At 55.6% G+C, this 19177-nt stretch carries 16 protein-coding genes; 10 read left to right on the top strand and 6 right to left on the bottom strand.

The window, feature by feature from the left end; translation table 11 throughout:
• Positions 1–144 precede the first annotated feature (144 nt).
• Positions 145–2274 (top strand): sensor histidine kinase, encoded by a 2130-nt coding sequence (locus BN2154_RS15080; protein ID WP_094762331.1) that lies wholly within the window; start codon positions 145–147, stop codon positions 2272–2274.
• A 128-nt stretch (positions 2275–2402) separates the two neighbouring features.
• On the opposite strand, the gene BN2154_RS03030 is transcribed toward BN2154_RS15080, so the two are convergent.
• Positions 2403–3578, bottom strand: a complete 1176-nt coding sequence (locus BN2154_RS03030) for an IS110 family RNA-guided transposase (RefSeq protein ID WP_050617610.1) — start codon at positions 3576–3578, stop codon at positions 2403–2405.
• Between the two features lie 254 nt (positions 3579–3832).
• Between BN2154_RS03030 and BN2154_RS15660 the strand changes: the two genes are divergently transcribed.
• Positions 3833–4906 (top strand): ANTAR domain-containing protein, encoded by a 1074-nt coding sequence (locus tag BN2154_RS15660; protein ID WP_154666627.1) that lies wholly within the window; start codon positions 3833–3835, stop codon positions 4904–4906.
• On the top strand, positions 4903–5946 hold the full coding sequence (locus BN2154_RS15075; protein ID WP_094762330.1) for a DNA cytosine methyltransferase: 1044 nt from the start codon (positions 4903–4905) through the stop codon (positions 5944–5946). Before BN2154_RS15660 ends, BN2154_RS15075 begins: the two co-directional genes overlap by 4 nt.
• 38 nt (positions 5947–5984) lie before the next feature.
• Here the strand turns inward: BN2154_RS15075 and BN2154_RS03025 are convergent, their stop codons facing one another.
• Positions 5985–6863 carry a DUF6017 domain-containing protein gene (locus tag BN2154_RS03025; RefSeq protein ID WP_050617381.1) on the bottom strand — a complete coding sequence of 293 codons (879 nt, stop codon included), beginning with the start codon at positions 6861–6863 and terminating at the stop codon, positions 5985–5987.
• 276 nt (positions 6864–7139) lie between these two features.
• On the opposite strand from BN2154_RS03025, the gene BN2154_RS15070 reads away from it, so the two are divergent.
• Entirely contained in the window at positions 7140–7559 is a 420-nt protein-coding gene (locus BN2154_RS15070) for a very short patch repair endonuclease (protein WP_094762329.1), read from the top strand.
• Positions 7560–7603: 44 nt separating this feature from the next.
• Here the strand turns inward: BN2154_RS15070 and BN2154_RS03020 are convergent, their stop codons facing one another.
• The gene (locus BN2154_RS03020) at positions 7604–7822 is read right to left on the bottom strand and encodes a helix-turn-helix domain-containing protein (RefSeq protein WP_050617380.1); all 219 of its coding nucleotides are present in this window, start codon (positions 7820–7822) and stop codon (positions 7604–7606) included.
• Positions 7823–8411: 589 nt separating this feature from the next.
• Between BN2154_RS03020 and BN2154_RS03015 the strand changes: the two genes are divergently transcribed.
• A complete protein-coding gene (locus BN2154_RS03015; RefSeq protein ID WP_050617379.1) occupies positions 8412–8846 on the top strand; it encodes a hypothetical protein in 435 nt (144 codons plus the stop codon).
• Positions 8847–8918: 72 nt separating this feature from the next.
• Here BN2154_RS03015 and BN2154_RS03010 read toward each other — a convergent pair whose 3' ends face one another.
• The 3 genes from BN2154_RS03010 to BN2154_RS03000 are packed head-to-tail and all read right to left on the bottom strand — an operon-like array spanning position 8919 to position 11465.
• Positions 8919–10775, bottom strand: a complete 1857-nt coding sequence (locus BN2154_RS03010) for a heavy metal translocating P-type ATPase (RefSeq protein ID WP_050617378.1) — start codon at positions 10773–10775, stop codon at positions 8919–8921.
• Positions 10776–10827: 52 nt separating this feature from the next.
• Positions 10828–11046, bottom strand: coding sequence for a cation transporter (locus BN2154_RS03005; protein WP_050617377.1), 219 nt, complete (start codon positions 11044–11046; stop codon positions 10828–10830).
• A gap of 50 nt (positions 11047–11096) precedes the next feature.
• Entirely contained in the window at positions 11097–11465 is a 369-nt protein-coding gene (locus BN2154_RS03000; protein ID WP_050617376.1) for an ArsR/SmtB family transcription factor, read from the bottom strand.
• A 153-nt stretch (positions 11466–11618) separates the two neighbouring features.
• On the opposite strand from BN2154_RS03000, the gene BN2154_RS02995 reads away from it, so the two are divergent.
• From BN2154_RS02995 to BN2154_RS02975, 5 genes are all read left to right on the top strand, one after another.
• Positions 11619–12437: a DNA-3-methyladenine glycosylase family protein gene (locus BN2154_RS02995; RefSeq protein WP_050617609.1), complete on the top strand. Its 819-nt coding sequence runs from the start codon at positions 11619–11621 to the stop codon at positions 12435–12437.
• A 124-nt stretch (positions 12438–12561) separates the two neighbouring features.
• Positions 12562–13554, top strand: a complete 993-nt coding sequence (locus BN2154_RS02990; RefSeq protein ID WP_050617375.1) for a LacI family DNA-binding transcriptional regulator — start codon at positions 12562–12564, stop codon at positions 13552–13554.
• 138 nt (positions 13555–13692) lie between these two features.
• Positions 13693–14733, top strand: coding sequence for a M42 family metallopeptidase (locus BN2154_RS02985; protein WP_050617608.1), 1041 nt, complete (start codon positions 13693–13695; stop codon positions 14731–14733).
• Between the two features lie 117 nt (positions 14734–14850).
• Positions 14851–16923, top strand: coding sequence for a single-stranded-DNA-specific exonuclease RecJ (recJ, locus tag BN2154_RS02980; protein WP_050617374.1), 2073 nt, complete (start codon positions 14851–14853; stop codon positions 16921–16923).
• Positions 16924–16953: 30 nt separating this feature from the next.
• The gene (locus BN2154_RS02975; protein WP_050617373.1) at positions 16954–19176 is read left to right on the top strand and encodes a RelA/SpoT family protein; all 2223 of its coding nucleotides are present in this window, start codon (positions 16954–16956) and stop codon (positions 19174–19176) included.
• Position 19177 lies beyond the last annotated feature (1 nt).

Raw genomic sequence — 19177 nt, 5'->3', positions numbered from 1 at the left:
GGAGCATGTATAATCGGCATATTCCATACAATAGGCCTTTAATCTTTCTGCGTTTTCCTTGACCTTATCAGGAAAATATTCTGTTTTTACCAACAGGTAAAATAGAGAATTCACACTTTCATCTCCTTACTTACGAGGTGCATTATGGCAATGAAAAAAACAATATCGATGCAATTCCACCCCAGAGCATTTGCTGCCTTTGGTGCAGATTTGGTAACCAATGATACGGTCGCTGTTACTGAGTTAGTGAAAAATTGTTATGATGCATTTGCGTATCATGTACAAGTTGAGTTTGGCGAGGATAAGCGCGGAAAATACATTCAAATTACTGATGATGGTCTGGGAATGACCAGCGATATAATTGAAAACTCCTGGGCAGTTATAGCCACCCCTTATAAAGAAAAGAATCCTGTGGTTTATAGGGACGGGAAAATCAGGAGGGTTTCTGGTAACAAAGGATTAGGGCGTTTTTCTGCTGCAAGGCTTGGCAGCATAATGCACATATGGACCAAAAGTGATAGTGACAGTTACCTTCACGCAAAAATGGACTGGAATTCCTTTGTAGAATCAAATAATGTCAATGATTGCAAAATATCCATTGAAACATTAGATGATGATGATTGTGTATTCGATCCATCTGGGACAATTTTAAGGATTCGGAAACTGACATCAGAATGGGATCAAAAGAAAATTGATGAACTGCGTGAGAACTTATCAAGGCTAATATCACCGTTTAAGAAAGTTGATCAATTTGAAATTACCCTTACCTCTCCATTCTATGATGCTCCAATAGAAATAAAGCCATCAGATTTTATTGAACACCCTACTTATCGAATATGGGGAGATGTAGATAGTGCTGGTGTAGTAAATTGGAGGTACATTTTTGAACCTAAAAACAAGCATCAGAAGTGCCAAAAACGACACGGAGAAATTTCATGGGAAGAAGCGATCCGGGGATTTAATGCGAATGTCCTAACTTTTGAGGAAGACAATCTTCCTCCATACAAAGCTGGAATGTTTACTTTTGAAATTCGCTGCTGGGATTTAGACAATGACAGCCTGGAAGATTTAACCTCGACTTTTGGTTTGAAAAGACGCGCAATCAGGAACACGATCAGTCAATATAAAGGATTATCAATATATCGCGATGATGTTTTGGTGTTACCAAAATCAAGTGCATCAAAAGATTGGCTTGGTATTGACTTGCGGCGTGTTAGTAGTATCGGTACACGTATAAGCACTAACCAAATAATTGGAATTATTAATATTTCGTCTTCTGAAAATCCCGAGATAAGAGACACAACAGATCGGGAAAAATTAGTTGATACTCAGGAATACAAACAGTTTTCCAAAATTGTTGAAACAATAATTTCTCAATTAGAGAAACTAAGGAATACCGATAAAAACACGGAAGATCACCGTGAAAAACCAAATATTAGTAGCCTGATGGCACCACTTTCTGCCCAAGTGCTTGTTCAAAAAATAGAGCAAGCTGTAGATGCTGGAGAAAAATATGAAAATATTCTTGAATATGTCAGGGAATATTCAAGTCAAAACGAAAAGGGGCTTGAAGCGCTGCAATCCAGGCTAACATATTATGCCCAAACTGCCTCTTTAGGTTCTGTCGCAATTGTTATTCTCCATGAAATCTTGACGGGAATGACAGTAATAAAGCGCTTTTTACGCCGTGTTTCTAAAGAGTATTCCCCATTTGATTCCAGAACTGAAGAATACTATAAAGACGCGGAAGAAAGTCATACACGGCTATTGGAAGTTGCCAAAAGTTTTGCGCCTTTGTATCGAGCCGACTTGAGGAACAAAAAAAATCAATGCGCCTTACAAAACACATTACTTAGTAGCGTCAGACTGGTGCAAGGGCAGAAATATGCAAAAGATGTTGATATTAAAATTGATAATGTGCCCGAAATTGATATTGGAATGCATGAAGGTGAATTGCAGACAGTTTTTGTAAATCTTATGGATAACGCATGTTACTGGATGAAAGGCAACCAAGGTCCCAAGCAAATAACACTTGAGTATAAGATTGTCAATAAAAACAGGCTCGAGGTAACGATAAGTGATAATGGCCCCGGTATAAAAGAGAGTGATGCGCAGTTGATTTTTGATGCCGGTGTCACGGCCAAACCTCACGGAATCGGAATGGGGCTAACTATTGTCACGGAATTACTGGATTACTATAATGGAAAAATAGCAACTATTGTTCCTGGGACATTAGGTGGGGCAACTTTTGTTTTTGATGTACCTATAGCATGAATATAGAGAAAGATTAACTATTAGAAGTCAACCCCCAAAATGAATGGCGGTGGTACAAAAACAGATGGTTCAAAAAAAGTATATCAAAGTAGAGGTCCGTTAGGACCCCGGATGCCAGCAAGAGTAAGTTAGGCTACCAGACGGTACGGTTGTCTGGACTTCTCCAGAGCGAAGATGAGCCGTACCAGTTTCTTGGCCGCGTGGGAGATTGCAACATTGTAATGCTTGCCTTCCGCTCGTTTCTTGGCAAGGTAAGACGCAAAGGCCGGGTCCCATAAGCAGACATACTTGGTGGCGTTGTAAATGGCGTAGCGAAGGTATCTGGAGCCGCGTTTTTCCATGTGCGGATAGCAGTTCTTGAGCTGTCCGGATTGGTAGGTCGATGGTGAAAGCCCTGCATAGGCAAGCAGCTTGTCGGGAGATTCAAAGCGGGAGAAGTCCCCAACCTCGGCAAGGATCATAGCCCCCATGCGACAGCCAATGCCCGGAATGGTCGTGATCGGAGAGTGCAGTTCATCCATCATAGCTTGGATTTCTGTTTCGATTTCCTCAATTTCAGCGTCCAGTTCCCGGATAAGCCGGATGGTATGCTGCAATTCGAGGGACTTGGCAGGCATTCTGGAGCCTATGGAATTCCTGGCAGCATCCCGGATGTCCAGGGCCATGTCCCGCCCGTAACGGCCTCTGGAGGCGTCAGTCAAAAGGGATTTCAGTCGTGTCAGGTGCGCCCCGGCGATCTGAACGGCGCCAGGGAACTCTTCCAGCAAGGCATAGACAGAAGCCCCATGGAGGGACGGTACCAGATTTTCCAACTCTGGGAACAGGATGCAGACCAGCCTGGAAACAGAGCATTTCAGTTTGGCTCGTTCTTTCACCTTGTCGAAACGGTATCTTGTGAGTGACTTTAGCTCCTCATTGTGGTATGCTGTGTCTGTGTAGGGCTTGAGGCCTACATCGGACAGAAGCATAGCTGCAATCGTTCGTGCATCCACACGGTCAGTCTTTGTCTTTCTTAAGCTGAGACTTTTCCTGTAGAGATTGGTGCGCAAAGGGTTCAAGACATAGGTGGCCAGACCGTTGTCAAGAAGAAACCCAAGGATGTTGTAGCTGTAATGTCCGGTCGCCTCAAGCCCTACTCTTATTTTGTCCTGGGATGTGGTGCAGTCCCGGATTTTCTGAAGCAGGCAGGTAAAACCATCCATGTTGTTGGGAATGGTGAACACATCTGCCAGGACTTCACCTTCCGAGTTGAGAATGAAGCAGTCGTGCTTGTCCTTTGAGACATCAATGCCAACAGAAACCACCATGATAAAACCTCCAACGGTAAGATTGTGATGCTGCTCCACAGAACACTTTGCTCTTGTAGCCTTGTTCCACATAAACCGTCTGGCGGTATTTAACTGATTAACAAAACTGCAAAGGGCTGTGGTTGGAACCTTTCTTAAACCATCTTCTGGTAGGAGGACAACACCAATCCACAGCATCCCTTACAGTGTAGCACATAGCCCTTGGAGAGGGGCTCTAATAACTACTACTTTATAATACAAGGATATTGCTAATGAAGGTGCTTATAATTGATGACAGGCCTGAAGCCGTCAGAGGTATAAAAGACCATTGTGATGATAATGGATGGGAATGCAAACCTATTTCGTTTGATCGGTTTGATAGTGAATTTTCGGAGTTCAATCCAGATGCGATAGTCCTTGATTGGAAAGATGATGCATCAGGAAACCTGGAGGGCAATGCGTTACTAGAAAAAATATGGGAATCAGGATTTAAGCCTGTCATTATTTTTTCTGGTTATGCAGAATTAATTTCTTTGGACAAAAAATATACTTCCAGCAATTTGGTGAAAATTCAATCAAAAGGTGATGAAGAACCAGTAATTAACTATCTGGATACTATTGAAAAATTTGTCCCCGTAATTTCTACACTGAAACAAGACTTTAATGATGCTCTAATTGTGGCGCTTAATTCAATTATGCCTATGAGTAAGACAGATGGCATTACAGACGGTGTTGTTCGCTTCGTTCTTGCCAAAAGAGTTTCGAACTATTTTGATGAAAATTGCAGTGAGAATGCACCACCATGGATTCAATATGTCTGTCCTCCTATTGCTAAGTCTTTGTGTGTGTGTGATGTTATAAAAAAAGTTTCTCCAACTGAAGACGATCTGCTGAAAATAGGAGAGCCAGACGAGTATCGTTTGATCTTAACACCTTCTTGTGATATGGCGCAAAATAAAGTAACGCATGCTCTGTGCGCAAAGTGTTATGATAAAAATGTATTTCATTCATACCCTCCTAGAGATAATCCTTCTAACAATCAGATTAACAATATAACGAGCCATCTGAATGCTGGATATCGCAACAATTATGTCTCACTACCTGCATTTCCTGAATCATTACCCTATTTGACAGTTAACCTTAAACAACTGGAGTTTATACCGCTTGATAAAATTGCGTTGAGTATTGAAAGCATTAGGCCAGAACAACACGATTATTTTCGAGTGGCGTCTGTTGACAGCCCGTTTAGAGAACAAATTGTATGGGCCTATATGATTAATTCTTGCAGGCCGGGTATGCCAGACCGAAATATGGATTTGTGGGCAAAGGAATTAATGAAACCATGATTGCAATTGACTTTTTTTGTGGCGGGGGCGGTCTGACGAGCGGGCTCATCGGAGCAGGCATATCTGTGCTCGGGGGATATGATAGTTGTCCTGACTACAAAGATACTTATGAAAAGAATAATAAAACAAAATTTATATGTGCAGATATACGAAATGTAAATGCAGAGCAAATTTACGGAGACTTTCCAGCAATTAAGGGTAAAGAGGATCAGTTGCTTTTTTCCGGGTGCGCTCCGTGTCAGCCGTTCAGTTCGCAGAGACATGCAAAGACAGTTCATAAAGATGTCAATTTGCTTGTTGAATTTGGCAGGATTGTTGAGGCGATTAAACCAGCCCATGTTTTTGTTGAAAATGTGCCCGGTATTCGTGGAAAAGGGAAACAAGTTATTGACTCTTTTATTTCCGTACTAGAAAAAAGTGGATATTTATACGACTATAAAGTTGTAAACGCAAAGGATTATGGTGTACCTCAAAATCGTCAGCGATTTGTATTAATTGCATCACGATTCTTCAAACCCACAATACCAGAAGGAACATTTGGCGCAGGGAAAACACCATATCGCACCGTCAGAGATGCAATTGCAAAATTTCCAGAGATTAGTGCTGGTGGTCATAATGACTCTGTTCCAAACCATCAGGCATCGGCTTTATCTGCTATAAATTTAGAGCGCATACAACATACACCCCATTCTGGTGGAGATAGACGCTCTTGGCCCCCTCGGTTAATTCTTAAATGTCACAACAATGGGCATACAGGGCATACAGATGTATATGGCAGAATGGATTGGGACAAAGTGGCACCTACGCTTACAGCGCGATGCTATAGCCTGTCCAATGGACGATATGGTCATCCAACACAAGATAGAGCGATATCATTGCGAGAAGCAGCCGCACTTCAATCTTTTTCCGATGAATATGTATTCTACGGGACATTTGTATCCATTGGTAGGCAAATCGGAAATGCAGTTCCTGTCAAAATGGCAGAAGCAATGGGCAAATACATTGTCCGTAGTGCAAAAAATGCCATGCTTTCAGAATGATCTCCATCTTAAAAATCCCACATTTACAACGAATTGTGTTAACCATATAGATCGTGGTTCACTAGGGACGCATAGTAGCTGTCGATGGTGGCCGGGGCGTTATACAGGGCAGCCAGCAGATATTTCTTGATATTGCGGACATAGGTGGTGTTCTCTCGCATACGGTCCAACATATACTCGATGTGGGAACTGTTCAGCTTCAGGAACCGGGATTTCACCACCTCAGCCGGATAGTCGTCCCCAGCAATGAGGATCGTCTCCCTGCGGGAACAGACGGTGTCCACTATGAGCTCCACCAACTCATTCAGCATATCCCGATCCAGCCGGTCATCCCGGCATAGATAGTCATACTCGATATTCTCCAAAATCAGTTCCCGATAGCTCTCTCGCTCCCGCATCCAGTCCTGTCCGGTCCGTTTGGCCCCTGCGGGGGCTTGGGGGCTTGATTGGATAGGATTTGATCCTTCCGTACTTGATGAATCAGTATTTTGTTCTTCAGGATTTCTTTTCTCTTTATTTAATTGCGGCCGGTTTTCCAGACATGGGTTATCCATATCCGGGTTTTCCGTATCTGGACAAGCCGTATCCGGCTCGTCCTCACACGGCTGGCCCGTGTCCGGGGGATGGGGTGTCTCATAGATGACATACTCCACATCCACGATCTTGCCCTTGCTGTCCCGAAGCCGGTTGCGGACTATGTACCCGGCTTGCTCCAGTTCCTTCAGGGCTGATCCGATGCTGTCTGTGCCCTCCTTGCAGATTTTGGCCAGACCCCTGGTGGTGTAGTTCCAGTCCTCCGGCAAGGACAGCATCATGGAGAGCAGCCCTTTGGATTTCAGGGACAGCCCCGCGTTGCGCAGGTGGTGGTTGGACATCACCGTATAGTCGCGGGTTTTCTCAATACGAAATACCGCCATGTTATTACCTCCTTTCGGTGGTCAAAAAAGTGTTGATTTTTTGGGAAAAGGCGGCCTCTATGATGCCTAGACACCTGGGAGGGGAAAACCCTATGGGCGGTAGCCTTTGCCCCATTGCAGAAGACAAAGTACGGAATTTTTGACTCATTTCAATACAGTTTTGAATGATATTGTAGATATGTTTACCTACAATAGAAGTAAGATTTCCATATTTAGAATTGTTCCTATGGCTTGAATGACCAAATGAAAAATTGATGCTCAAAGGAGACGAACAGAATGTCTGATGTGCTCACATCAGAACAACGGCACAAGTGTATGTCGCATGTCAAAGGCAAAAACACCAAACCAGAACTGATTGTTCGCTCATGGTTACATAGACACGGATACCGTTTTAGGATACAATGCGCAAACTTACCTGGAAAACCTGATATAGTCTTAAAAAAACATAATTTAGTTATTTTTGTTAATGGCTGCTACTGGCACAGGCATCCAGGATGCAAATACGCCTCAACGCCTGCTACAAATATTGCTTTCTGGGAAGAAAAGTTCTGTCAAAATGTCGCCCGCGACAAAAGAAATATTGAAAACCTTGAACATAGCGATTGGAATGTTTTGGTCATATGGGAATGCCAGGTAAAGGATGGCTCTTTTAAAGAAATTCTGGAGAATTACTTTGCAGGTCATTCACAGGATTAACAGGAACCAAAAAGCACCATGGGATTTCCATGGTGCTTTCATGATTATATGATTTCGTCATCCAGCCCCTCTGCCCTTAGCCAATCCTCAAAGGACTTCCTGGAGATGCGGATCATGTTGCCAATGCGGATCGTCTTGAACAATCCAGAGTTGGCGAGTTTATAGGCCGTAGCGCGGCCGATACCGAGAATAGCTGCGATGTCATTCACGGTGTATGTTCTGCTTTGGGGCGTTCCTTTTTCGTTGGGTGTGTTGGTGTTCATAAGATTATCCTCCATCTGTGCTAACAGCATTTTGAAATGGCCCCTAGAAGTCCTCTGTCACAAGGGGTTCCTGCTAATACCTTGCTAATACGACATTTGAAAAGCCGTTGTAAGGCAGCATATTTCAGGGGAATTTGTGCAAATTGACCTGCCTCCAGGCAGCACAATTTGCGAAGAAACAACACGGGAAGATATGATATGAACAATTTACGAAATGGTACGCCGTACTCCTAAGCGGAATGTAGTGAGTTCGAGTCTCGCCGGGGGTGCCAAAAATGACCGCTGTAAGCCGTTTTTTGATGGTTTACAGCGGTTTTTGTTGTCGTTTCTTTTGGGCGGCTACGCTGCGCCGCCGAAACGGTCTTTACATTTTCCACTGCATACCTGCTAATTGGCTTCGAACTGTTTTCCGGACGGGGCTGACGCCAGCTCAGAAAAACCCGGCTTGGTAGCAACTGCCGCCCGGAGAAAGTCGCTGCCAAACAGGGTTTTTCTTCGGCCTGTGATTCTGAAAGATACGGGGCGGTGCTGATAGACCGGATGGGGAATGGGCATACTAGGCCCATCGAAAAGGAAGGTGTACTGCAGGATGATGGAACAGGATACCGTAAAATTGCTGCGAGAATGCGACGCGGGCATCAAGATGGGCGTGGCGTCCATCGACGATGTGCTGGAGCACGTGCAGGCGAAGAACTTCAGAGACCGGCTGAGTGTCTGCCGGTCGGAGCACAAGAAGCTGGAGGACGAGGTCCAGAGCCTCCTGCGGCAATACCACGACGACGGAAAAGAGCCCAATCCCATTGCAAAGGGTATGTCTTGGATGAAGACCAACATGAAGCTGGCGATGGATACCTCGGACGCCGCCATTGCCGATCTGATGACGGATGGCTGCAACATGGGCGTGAAGTCGCTGCACAAGTATCTAAACCAATATCAGGCGGCCAATGAGAAGTCCAAGGAGATTACCCGAAAGCTGAGTACCCTGGAGGAGCAACTGGCGAGTGACATCCGGGGATTCCTCTGATCCGGCGCCCCGCCGGGGAGAGCGAAACCAGCCGCCGCAGGCGCGAGAGCGCCTGCGGCGGCTGGTTGGTTTTTATTCCGCCTCATCCCCGGCCTTCAGGGCCCGGGCGGCGTTGAGAATGGCAATCACGGACACCCCCACGTCGGCAAACACGGCCTCCCACATATTGGCCATGCCCAGAGCGCCCAGTGCCAGCACCAGCAGCTTTACGCCCAGGGCAAACACGATGTTCTGCCGGACGATGGTCAGAGTCTTGCGGGCGATGCGGATGGCCACGGCGATTTTGGAGGGTTTGTCATCCATCAGCACCACGTCGGCGGCCTCGATGGCGGCGTCGGAGCCCAGCGCGCCCATGGCGATGCCGATGTCGGCCCGGGAGAGGACGGGGGCGTCATTGATGCCGTCGCCTACGAAGGCCAGCGCGCCCTTGGGGGACTTCTCCTTCAGCAGGGCTTCCACCCGGTCCACCTTGTCCCCGGGCAGGAGCTGGGCGTGAACCTCGTCCAGGCCCAGCTCCCGGGCCACTGCCTCGCCCACCGCCCTGGCGTCGCCGGTGAGCATAACGGTCTTGCGGACCCCCGCCGCCTTCAGGGCGGCGATGCCCCGGGCGGCGTCGGGCTTCACCTCGTCCGAGATGACGATGTGGCCCAGATAGACCCCCTGGGAGGCCACGTGGACGGTGGTGCCCACTCGGTGGCAGGGGTGCCAGGCCACGCCTGCGGCGTCCATCAGCTTGTCGTTTCCGACACAGACCTCCACGCCGTCCACCGTGGCCTTCACGCCCTGACCGGCGACCTCCTCCACGCCGGTCACCCGGCGGGGGTCCAGCTCGGCGCCGTAGGCCTCCCGCAGGGACTTGGAGATGGGGTGTTCGGACCAGCTTTCCGCCAGCGTGGCCAGCTCCAGCAGCTTGGCCTCCGAGCACTCGTCCGGGTGGATGGCGGTGACGTTGAACACCCCCTTGGTCAGGGTGCCGGTCTTATCGAATACCAGAATCTCGGTGTTTGCCAGGACCTCCAGGTAATTGCCGCCCTTGACCAGGATGCCGGCCTTGGAGGCCCCGCCGATGCCGCCGAAAAAGCTGAGGGGCACCGAGATGACCAGGGCGCAGGGGCAGGAGATCACCAGGAAGATGAGGGCGCGGTGGAGACTGTCGGTCCAGGGCATCAGGCCCAGCAGCGGAGGCAGCGCGGCCAGGAGGACGGCGGCGATGACCACCACAGGGGTGTAGTACCGGGCGAATTTGGTGATAAAGTGCTCGGCTTTGGCCTTCTTGCTGCTGGCGTTTTCCACCAGGTCCAGGATCTTGGCCACCGTGGACGCGCCGAACTCCTTGGTCACCCGCACCCGCAGCAGGCCTGACAGGTTGACGCAGCCCGAGATCACGTCGTCGCCGGGCTCCACCTCCCGGGGCAGGGCCTCGCCGGTGAGGGCGGCGGTGTTCACCGTGGAGCTGCCCTCCAGCACCACGCCGTCCAGGGGGATGCGCTCCCCGGCCTTGATGACGATGGTGTCCCCCACCGCCACGGCCTCCGGGTCCACCTGCTCCAGAGCCCCGCCCCGCTCCAGATTGGCATAGTCGGGCCGAATGTCCATCAGCGCGGCGATGGACTTGCGGGAGCGGTCCACGGCGTAGCTCTGGAAGAACTCGCCCACCTGATAGAACAGCATGACAAAGACCGCCTCGGGGTACTCCCCGGTGAAGAGAGCACCGATGGTGGCCAGCGCCATCAGAAAATTCTCGTCAAAGACCTGGCCGTGGGCGATGTTGCGCGCCGCCCGCCACAGCACGTCGTAGCCGATGACGGCGTATGGGAGAAGGAAGGCGCACAGGCGGACAGGACCCTCCAGGTCCAGCAGCGCGGCTGCCGCCAGCAGCGCGGCGCTGACCAGGATGCGCCAGAGCATTTTTTTCTGCTTTTTAGTCATAAGAAAACCTCCATTGGGCACAGTTGCGGCGCAGGCCCGCTCTGCAGCGGGCTCAGACGTGGATGACACAGTCGGGCTCCACCTTTTTGCACACCTTCACGACCTCCTGCACGATGGCGTCGAAGCGGGCGTCGTCGGCGTCCAGGGTGAGCTTCTGAGTCAGAAAGCTGACGCTGGCGTCCCGGACGCCGGGCAGCTTTTTAATGGCCTGCTCCATCTTGGCAGCGCAACTGGCGCAGTCCAAGTCGGTGAGGTTAAAACGTTTTTTCATACGATCCAATCCTTTCTTAACAATTCAAAAGATGGCTGGGGCGGGGTGTGTCACTCCGAGATGTGCTCCATGCCCTGGTCCAGAATGGTGCGCACATGGCCGTCGGCCAGGGAGTAAAACACCGTCTTGCCCTCCCGGCGGTACTTGACCAGCTTGCTTTGCTTCAGGGAGCGGAGCTGATGAGAGATGGCCGACTGGGTCATGCCCAGAAGCTGGGCAATGTCGCAGACGCACATCTCCGACTCAAAGAGGACGTACAGGATCTTGATACGGGTGGAGTCCCCAAAGATTTTGAAGAGCTCCGCCAGATCATACAGGATCTCCTCGTCGGGCATGTTCTGGTTGACCTGTTCTACGATGTCCTCGTGGATGTGGATGTATTCACAGCGCTCCACCTCGCTGTCGCGGTTCTCCGGCATAGCGGTCTCCTTTCGCAAATATATGAGTTATTGTTCATATGTTATTATATACACCCGAGCGCAAAAGTCAAGAGGGGGACGCAGAAAATGTTCTTCTTTTGCCGTGGGGCGGGAGATGTGCTATACTGGACCGGAGAAAGGGAGGACTGCGACATGGTGGAACGGCACATCTCCTGCCTGGACCTGGATCAGATCGCCGCCTCCGGCCAGTGCTTCACCTGGCAGCGGCTGGGGGAGGGACACTACGGTATCCCGGCCCGGGGCAGCTATGTGGAGGCTGAGCAACGGGGGGAACGGCTGGTTTTTTCCTGTGGGGAGACGGAATTTGAGGCCCTCTGGGCCGACTATTTTGATTTGAGCACCGATTATGAGGCCATCCAGGCCGCCATTGACCCGGCGGACGGCTACCTCCGGGCCGCGGCCCGATACGGCCGGGGCATCCGGGTGCTACGTCAGGATCTGTGGGAGGTGCTGGTGAGCTTCCTGATCTCCCAGAACAACAACATCGGCCGCATTACCCGGAGCGTGCAAGGTCTGTGCCGCCGCTGGGGAGAGGAGCGGCGGGCGGGGAGCCGGACCTACTGGAGCTTCCCCTCCCCCGCCGCCCTGGTCGGGGCCTCGGAGTCCGATTTTGCCGCCCTGGGGCTGGGCTACCGGGCCCGGTACCTGGTCCGCCTGACGGCGGAGGTGGAGGCGGCCGGCTATGAGGACTGGGCCCGGCGGCTGCGGGCCGCCGGAGCGGAGGAGGCCATGGAGCGGCTCACCGGGCTTTACGGCGTGGGGAAAAAGGTGGCCCAGTGCGTCTGTCTGTTCGGTCTGCACCAGGTGGACGCCTTCCCGGTGGACACCCACATCCGCCGGGTGCTGGAGGCCCACTACCCGGCCGGGTTTGACCTGGAGCGGTACAAAGGGTATGGTGGCATCCTCCAGCAGTATCTGTTCTATTACGATCTGGCTGTGAAAAGTAGATAAAATAGATGCGGATTTAAGCGGAAACTTAAGGTAAACTTGACAACGAAAAACGGAGGTGATACCATAAAATATCGGAAATGTGGTCCGCGTTTTCGGGACAACATCGGAAAGGGGCGAGGAGCGCATGTCCAGTCTCAAAGACGTCAGTGCCCTAGCGGGCGTCAATGTTTCCACCGTGTCCCGCTATCTTTCCGGCAAGCTCACCGTGCGGAAAGAGACGGAGGATCGGATCAAGGAGGCCATCCGGGCACTGGATTACCGGCCCAACTCGGTGGCCCGGGCGCTCAAGCTGCGGCGGACGGGCACTGTGGGCATCATTGTACCCAACAGCGCCAATCCGGTCTTTGCCGAGATTGTGTCGGGGGTGTACCGCGTCCTCAGCGACTACGGCTACGCCTACATCCAGACGGCCTCGGAAAACGACAAGGACCGGGAACTGACCTGCTTTCAGCAGCTCCAGGAGCGGCAGGTGGACGGCATTCTGGCCATCGGCAGCGCCCGGCCGGGGGACCGCTATGAGCAGTGGGTGGCGGAGGGGGCCATCCGAAAAACTCCCACCGTGTTCATCAACCGTTTTTACGACCAGCCCCAATACCTGCGGGTGCTCACCGACTTTGCCGGGGGAACCTACCGGGCGGCGGAATACTGCCTGCAGCGGGGCCGGAGAAGGGTCGCCATGGTCACGGGCGTTCCCGGACTGGAGGAGACGGCGGTCAAGGAGCGGGGATACCGCAGGTGCCTGGCCGGCCACGGCCTGGAGATGGAGCCCGGCCAGGTGCAGCCGGGCTTCTACCGCTATGAGGAGAGCTACCGGGCGGCGGGCTATATCCTGAAGCTGTTCCAGCCCGACGCCATACTGGCGGTCAACGACCTGGCCGCCATCGCGGCGCTGAACTGCGCCCTGGATATGGGGCTGCGGGTGCCGGAGGACCTGGCTGTCATTGGCTTCGGCAACTCCGAGACGGCGGCCTTTACCAGCCCCGGCCTCACCACGGTGGAGCAGCACAAGGCCTACTGCGGCCAGCGGGGGGCCCAGAAGCTGATCGATCTGCTGGAGGGGAAGCGTCCGGTCTCGGAGATGGTGGAGACGGAACTGGTCCTGCGGGGCAGCGTCTGAAAAGCACAAGAGCGGCAGAGGACCGGGCGGTACGCCCGGTCTTTTTTGTGGGGAAGAGACCGCGGACCATTGCCTTTCTCCTGTAAAACGGGTATGATATACGGGAATAACATCAAGATGAAAAAGGAGCTTTCCCCTATGGAGATTGAATGCTGCAAGGAATTTTTGATGGATACGGCCCGGACCTTGCTCACCACCGACAGCCCCAGCGGTTTCACCGCCAACGCCGTGGCGGCGGCGGAAAAGATCGCCGCGGATCTGGGCTACGCCGCCCGCCGCACCAACAAGGGCGGGCTGATCATCGACGTGCCCGGCCGGGAGCACACCAAAAAGCTGGGCCTGTGCGCCCATGTGGACACCCTGGGGCTCATGTGCCGGGCGGTCACCGACCAGGGGGAGCTGATGATCACCAAGATCGGCGGCCCCATCCTCCCCACGCTGGACGGAGAATACTGCAGGATCTACACCCGGGACGGCCGGGTCTACACCGGCACCATCCTCTCCCTTTCCCCCGCGGCCCACGTCTTTGACGATGCGCTCACCCGGCCACGGGACGAGCAGAACATGGCAGTGCGCATCGACGAGAAGGTGCGCTCCGCTGCCGACGTGGCCGCCCTGGGTATCGAGGTGGGGGACTACGTCTGCTTGGACCCCAAGACCACCGTCACCCCCAGCGGCTTCCTCAAATCCCGGTTCATCGACGATAAGGGCTCGGCGGCCTGCCTGCTGACCCTCTTAAAGCTGATGAAGGATGCCGGGACCCGGCCCCGGTACGACACCGAGATCCACTTCACCGTCTACGAGGAGGTGGGCCACGGCGGGGCCACCATCCCGGCCGGGCTGGACGAGCTGCTGGCGGTGGATATGGGCTGCGTGGGCAGCGATCTGACCTGCACCGAGTACCAGGTGTCCATCTGCGCCAAGGACTCCGCCGGGCCCTACGACTACGAGATGGTGTGCCGCCTGGTGGAGCTGGCCAAGAAAAACGGCGTGGATTACGCCGTGGACGTCTACCCGCACTACTCCTCCGACGTGGCGGTGGCCTGGAAGGCGGGCGGCGACATGAAGGCCGCCCTCATCGGGCCCGGCGTCCACGCCTCCCACGGCATGGAGCGGACCCACTTCGACGGCATGCGGGAGACCATCAAGCTCATCGCACTGTATCTGGAGTGCGCCTGAAATACCCCGGCGGCCTCCCGGCAACTCCCGCCGGGAGGTCATACCAATCCATGCTTGTAACCATGGGGTGGATTTGATATAATAAAGGGTGATTTTCAAGAATCTTGAGGGTAGACCATGAAATATAAAAAGTGGAATTTTACCGCCCCCGCCCGGCCTGAGGTGATGGCCATGGCGGAGGCGGGACTGCCGGTTCTGGCCGCCCTGGTCCTGTGTGCCAGAGGGGTGGATACCCCGGAAAAGGCCCGGGCCTTTTTGGCGGTGGACGGCCTTCCCCTGCCCGACCCCTTCCTGCTCTGCGACATGGACAAGGCGGCCGCACGCATCGAACGGGCGCTGGCTGGAAATGAATACATAGCGGTATACGGCGATTACGATGTGGACGGCATCACCTCCACCTGCCTGCTGACCCGCTATCTGCGCAGCCGGGGCGGCCGGGTGGTCCCCTATATCCCCGACCGCCTGGAGGAGGGCTACGGCCTCAACCGGGAGGCGGTGGACGCCCTCCACGCCGCCGGCGTCACCCTGATCGTCACCGTGGACTGCGGCATCACCGCCGTGGAGGAGACGGACTACGCCGCCAGCCTGGGGGTGGATGTGATCGTCACCGACCACCACGAGTGCAAGGAGCGGCTCCCCGCCGCCGTGGCGGTGGTGGACCCCCACCGGCCGGACTGCCCTTACCCTTTCAAGGCCTTGGCCGGAGTGGGGGTGGCCCTGAAGGTGGCGCTGGCCCTCACGCCCACGGCGGAGCGCCCGGCGGTGCTGGAGCGCTACGCCGACCTGGCCGCCGTGGGCACGGTGGCCGACGTCATGTGCCTCACCGGCGAGAACCGGGCCCTGGTCCGCCGGGGCCTGGACGTGCTGTCCCGCACCCAGCGGCCCGGCATGAAGGCCCTGATCCGGGAGGCAGGGGCCGAGGGAAAGCCCCTGGCCGCCGACCGCATCGGCTTTACCCTGGCCCCGCGCATCAACGCCGCCGGGCGCATGGGCCGGGCGCCCTTGGCCGCCGAGCTGCTGCTCACCGAGAACCCCGGCCGGGCCGAGGAGCTCTCCCACGAGCTGTGCGAGCTCAACCGGGAGCGACAGAACATCGAGGGGGAGATCTTTGCCGAGTGCCTGGCCCGTCTGGAGCGGGAGGGCACCGGACCCCGCCGCTGCATCGTCCTGGCCGGAGAGGGGTGGCACCAGGGGGTGGTGGGCATCGTGGCCTCCCGCCTGGCCGAGCGCTTCTCCTGCCCCACCTTTATGATCTGCCTCCAGGACGGCCGGGGCAAGGGCTCCTGCCGGAGCTTCGGGGGCTTCAACCTGTTTAAGGCGCTGGAGAGCTGCGCCGAGCTGCTGGAGGGCTTCGGCGGCCACGCGCTGGCCGCCGGCTTTACCATCCTGGCTGAGCACATCGACGCCTTCCGGGAACGGATGGAGCGCTGCGTGGAGGCGTGGAGCGGCGGGGCCGAGCTGGTGAGCGTGCTGGACGTGGACGCCGAGCTGCCCGACCCGGATCTGCTCACCGTGGAGGAGGTGCTGGGGCTGGACGCTCTCGAGCCCTACGGCGCGGGCAACCCCAAGCCGGTGTTCTGCCTGTCGGGCTGCACCGTGTCCGCCTGCGCCGACGTGGGGGGCGGCCGGCATCTGAAGCTGAAGCTCTCCCGCGGCGGCCGGACCCTGGACGCCATCTTCTTCTCCAGCACCGCCGCCGCCGCGGGCGTGGCCGCCGGGGACCGGGTGGACGTGGCCTTTACCCCCCAGATCAACGAGTTCCGGGGGGCGCGGACGGTGCAGCTTCTGGTGTGCGACCTGCGCCCCGCCCCCACCCGCATGGAGGCCGAGCAGGCCCTGTATGAGCGGCTGCGCCGGGGGGAGAGCCTCACCGCCCAAGAGGCCGCCGCCCTCATCCCCAGCCGCACCGAGTTTGTGGCGGTCTGGCGGTACCTCAGCGGCCACGCCCGGCTGGGCCGGGTGGAGGACACCGCCCGTCGGCTGGCCCGCAGCGTGGCCCGGACTTATGGCATCAAGGAGACCGTCATGCGCACCATGGTCTGCCTGGAGGTGCTGGACGAGCACGGCCTCATCCAGGTGGAGCAGTCCACCGACCACCTGCGCATCTCGGTGCAGGAGGTCAGCGGGAAGGTGGACCTGGAGGCCTCCAAGCTGCTGCGGCATCTGCGGCGGCTGGCGGAGGAGGCATAGCCCTCCGCGACATGGAAAGAAGGTGATGGAATGGACCCGATTTTAGAGCGCTACCATGCGCTGGAGCACAAGATCAGACAATACAACCCCAACGCGGATACCAAGCGGCTGTTTGCGGCCTTCCAGTACGCCGACGACGCCCACAACGGGCAACTGCGCAAGGACGGGTCCCCCTTCGTCACCCACCCCCTGGCGGTGGCGGAGATCGTGGCCGAGCTGGAGCTGGACACCGACTCCATCATCGCCGCCATGCTTCACGACTGCATTGAGGACACCGGCGCCACCCACGAGGAGATTGCCAAGCTCTTCGGCCACGATGTGGCCGACCTGGTGGAGGGGGTCACCAAGCTGACCCGGGTGACCTACACCTCCAAGGAAGAAGAGCAGATGGAGAACCTGCGCAAGATGCTCATGGCCATGGCCAAGGACATCCGGGTGATCCTCATCAAGATCTGCGACCGGCTGCACAACATGCGCACCATGAACTACCAGACCCCCCGCAAGCAGCGGGAGAAGGCCCTGGAGACCATGGAGATCTACGCCCCCATCGCTCACCGCCTAGGCATGCAGAAAATCAAGTGGGAGCTGGAGGACCTGTCCCTCCAGTACCTGGACCCGGTGGGCTACCAGGAGATCGCCGACGAGCTGCTCCGCCGCTCCTCCGCCCACGAGGAGTTCATGGCCTCCATCCAGAAGCGCATCCAGGAACGGCTGGCCGAGGAGGGTATCCAGGCCACCGTCTACGGCCGGGTGAAGCACATCTACTCCATCTACCGCAAGATGTTCGCCCAGAACAAGACCATGGACGAGATCTTCGACCTGTACGCCTTCCGGGTTATCGTGGACGACATCCCCGAATGCTACAACGTTCTGGGCTGCATCCACGACCTGTTCAAGCCGGTGCTGGGCCGGTTCAAGGACTATATCGGCACCCCCAAGCCCAACATGTACCAGTCCCTACACACCACGGTCATCGGCCGGGAGGGCATCCCCTTCGAGGTGCAGATCCGCACCTGGGAGATGCACCACACGGCGGAATACGGCGTGGCCGCCCACTGGAAGTACAAGCAGGGCATGGCTAACGCCAAGCTGGGCACTGAGGAGAACTTCGAGTGGGTGCGCAAGCTGCTGGAGAACCAGCAGGACACCGACGCCGAGGACTATGTACGCAACCTGAAGGTGGACCTGTTCGCCGACGAGGTATTCGTGTTTACTCCCCGGGGGGATGTGGTCAACCTGCCCGCCGGGGCCACCCCCATCGACTTTGCCTACTCCATCCACTCCGCCGTGGGCAACTCCATGACGGGGTGCAAGGTCAACGGCCGCATCGTCACCTTTGACTACCAGCTCCAGTCCGGCGACATCGTGGAGGTCATCACCTCCAAGGCCGCCCACGGCCCCAGCCGGGACTGGATGAAGATCGCCAAGAGCAACGAGGCCAAAAATAAGATCAAGCAGTGGTTCAAAAAGGAGCGCCGGGAGGAGAACATCGCCACCGGCCGGTCCATGTTCGAATCCGAGCTCAAGCGCGCGGGCTACACGCTGGCGGCCATCACCGCCGAGGACGTGCTGCCCGGCGTGCTGAAAAAGGTGCGCTACGGCACCCTGGACGAGCTGTACGCCGTCATCGGCTACGGCGGCATGACCGCCCTGAAGGCGGTCAACCGGGTGCGGGAGGAGATGCTCCGCATCAGCCGGGAAAAAAGCGCCGCCGCCACCGCCGAGAAGCTGGCCGACGGGGTGGTGATCCCCGCTTCCTCCGCCCAGTCGGCCCCCAGAAGCGCGCCCAAGCACTCCGAGTCCGGCATCATCGTGGAGGGCCTGGACAACTGTCTGGTGAAGTTCGCAAAGTGCTGTACCCCCGTGCCCGGAGATCCGGTGGTGGGCTTTATCACCCGGGGCTTCGGCGTGTCCGTCCACCGGGCCGACTGCCCCAACGCCGACCCCGTCCGCCGCAAGCCGGAGGAGGCGGGCCGCTGGGTGAAGGTGGCCTGGGTGGACGGCGACCTGACCGCCTACCAGACCTCCCTGGACATCTCCGCCAAGGACCGCAACGGCCTGACGCTGGATGTGGCCATGGCCCTGTCCACCGTCAAGGTGAAGGTCACCTCCCTGTCCGCCCGGAGCCTGCCCGACGGCTATGCCACCGTGTCCATCTCCCTGGAGGTTCGGGACAAGAATGAGCTGGCCGCCGTCAGCAACAAGCTGGGGCAGATCCAGGGGGTCTATCAGGTGCGGAGGGCCTCCGGCTAGG

The sequence above is a fragment of the Intestinimonas massiliensis (ex Afouda et al. 2020) genome (assembly GCF_001244995.1).
GTDB classification, from domain to species: domain Bacteria; phylum Bacillota; class Clostridia; order Oscillospirales; family Oscillospiraceae; genus Intestinimonas; species Intestinimonas massiliensis.
This window is presented reverse-complemented; position numbering and strand designations above follow the sequence as displayed.

Coding starts and splice junctions, on each gene's coding strand:
- BN2154_RS15080 (WP_094762331.1), top strand. CDS start 145: ATGGCAATGAAAAAAACAATATCGATGCAATTCCACCCCAGAGCATTT.
- BN2154_RS15660 (WP_154666627.1), top strand. CDS start 3,833: ATGAAGGTGCTTATAATTGATGACAGGCCTGAAGCCGTCAGAGGTATA.
- BN2154_RS15075 (WP_094762330.1), top strand. CDS start 4,903: ATGATTGCAATTGACTTTTTTTGTGGCGGGGGCGGTCTGACGAGCGGG.
- BN2154_RS03025 (WP_050617381.1), bottom strand. CDS start 6,863: ATGGCGGTATTTCGTATTGAGAAAACCCGCGACTATACGGTGATGTCC.
- BN2154_RS15070 (WP_094762329.1), top strand. CDS start 7,140: ATGTCTGATGTGCTCACATCAGAACAACGGCACAAGTGTATGTCGCAT.
- BN2154_RS03020 (WP_050617380.1), bottom strand. CDS start 7,822: ATGAACACCAACACACCCAACGAAAAAGGAACGCCCCAAAGCAGAACA.
- BN2154_RS03015 (WP_050617379.1), top strand. CDS start 8,412: ATGATGGAACAGGATACCGTAAAATTGCTGCGAGAATGCGACGCGGGC.
- BN2154_RS03010 (WP_050617378.1), bottom strand. CDS start 10,775: ATGACTAAAAAGCAGAAAAAAATGCTCTGGCGCATCCTGGTCAGCGCC.
- BN2154_RS03005 (WP_050617377.1), bottom strand. CDS start 11,046: ATGAAAAAACGTTTTAACCTCACCGACTTGGACTGCGCCAGTTGCGCT.
- BN2154_RS03000 (WP_050617376.1), bottom strand. CDS start 11,465: ATGCCGGAGAACCGCGACAGCGAGGTGGAGCGCTGTGAATACATCCAC.
- BN2154_RS02995 (WP_050617609.1), top strand. CDS start 11,619: ATGGTGGAACGGCACATCTCCTGCCTGGACCTGGATCAGATCGCCGCC.
- BN2154_RS02990 (WP_050617375.1), top strand. CDS start 12,562: ATGTCCAGTCTCAAAGACGTCAGTGCCCTAGCGGGCGTCAATGTTTCC.
- BN2154_RS02985 (WP_050617608.1), top strand. CDS start 13,693: ATGGAGATTGAATGCTGCAAGGAATTTTTGATGGATACGGCCCGGACC.
- recJ (WP_050617374.1), top strand. CDS start 14,851: ATGAAATATAAAAAGTGGAATTTTACCGCCCCCGCCCGGCCTGAGGTG.
- BN2154_RS02975 (WP_050617373.1), top strand. CDS start 16,954: ATGGACCCGATTTTAGAGCGCTACCATGCGCTGGAGCACAAGATCAGA.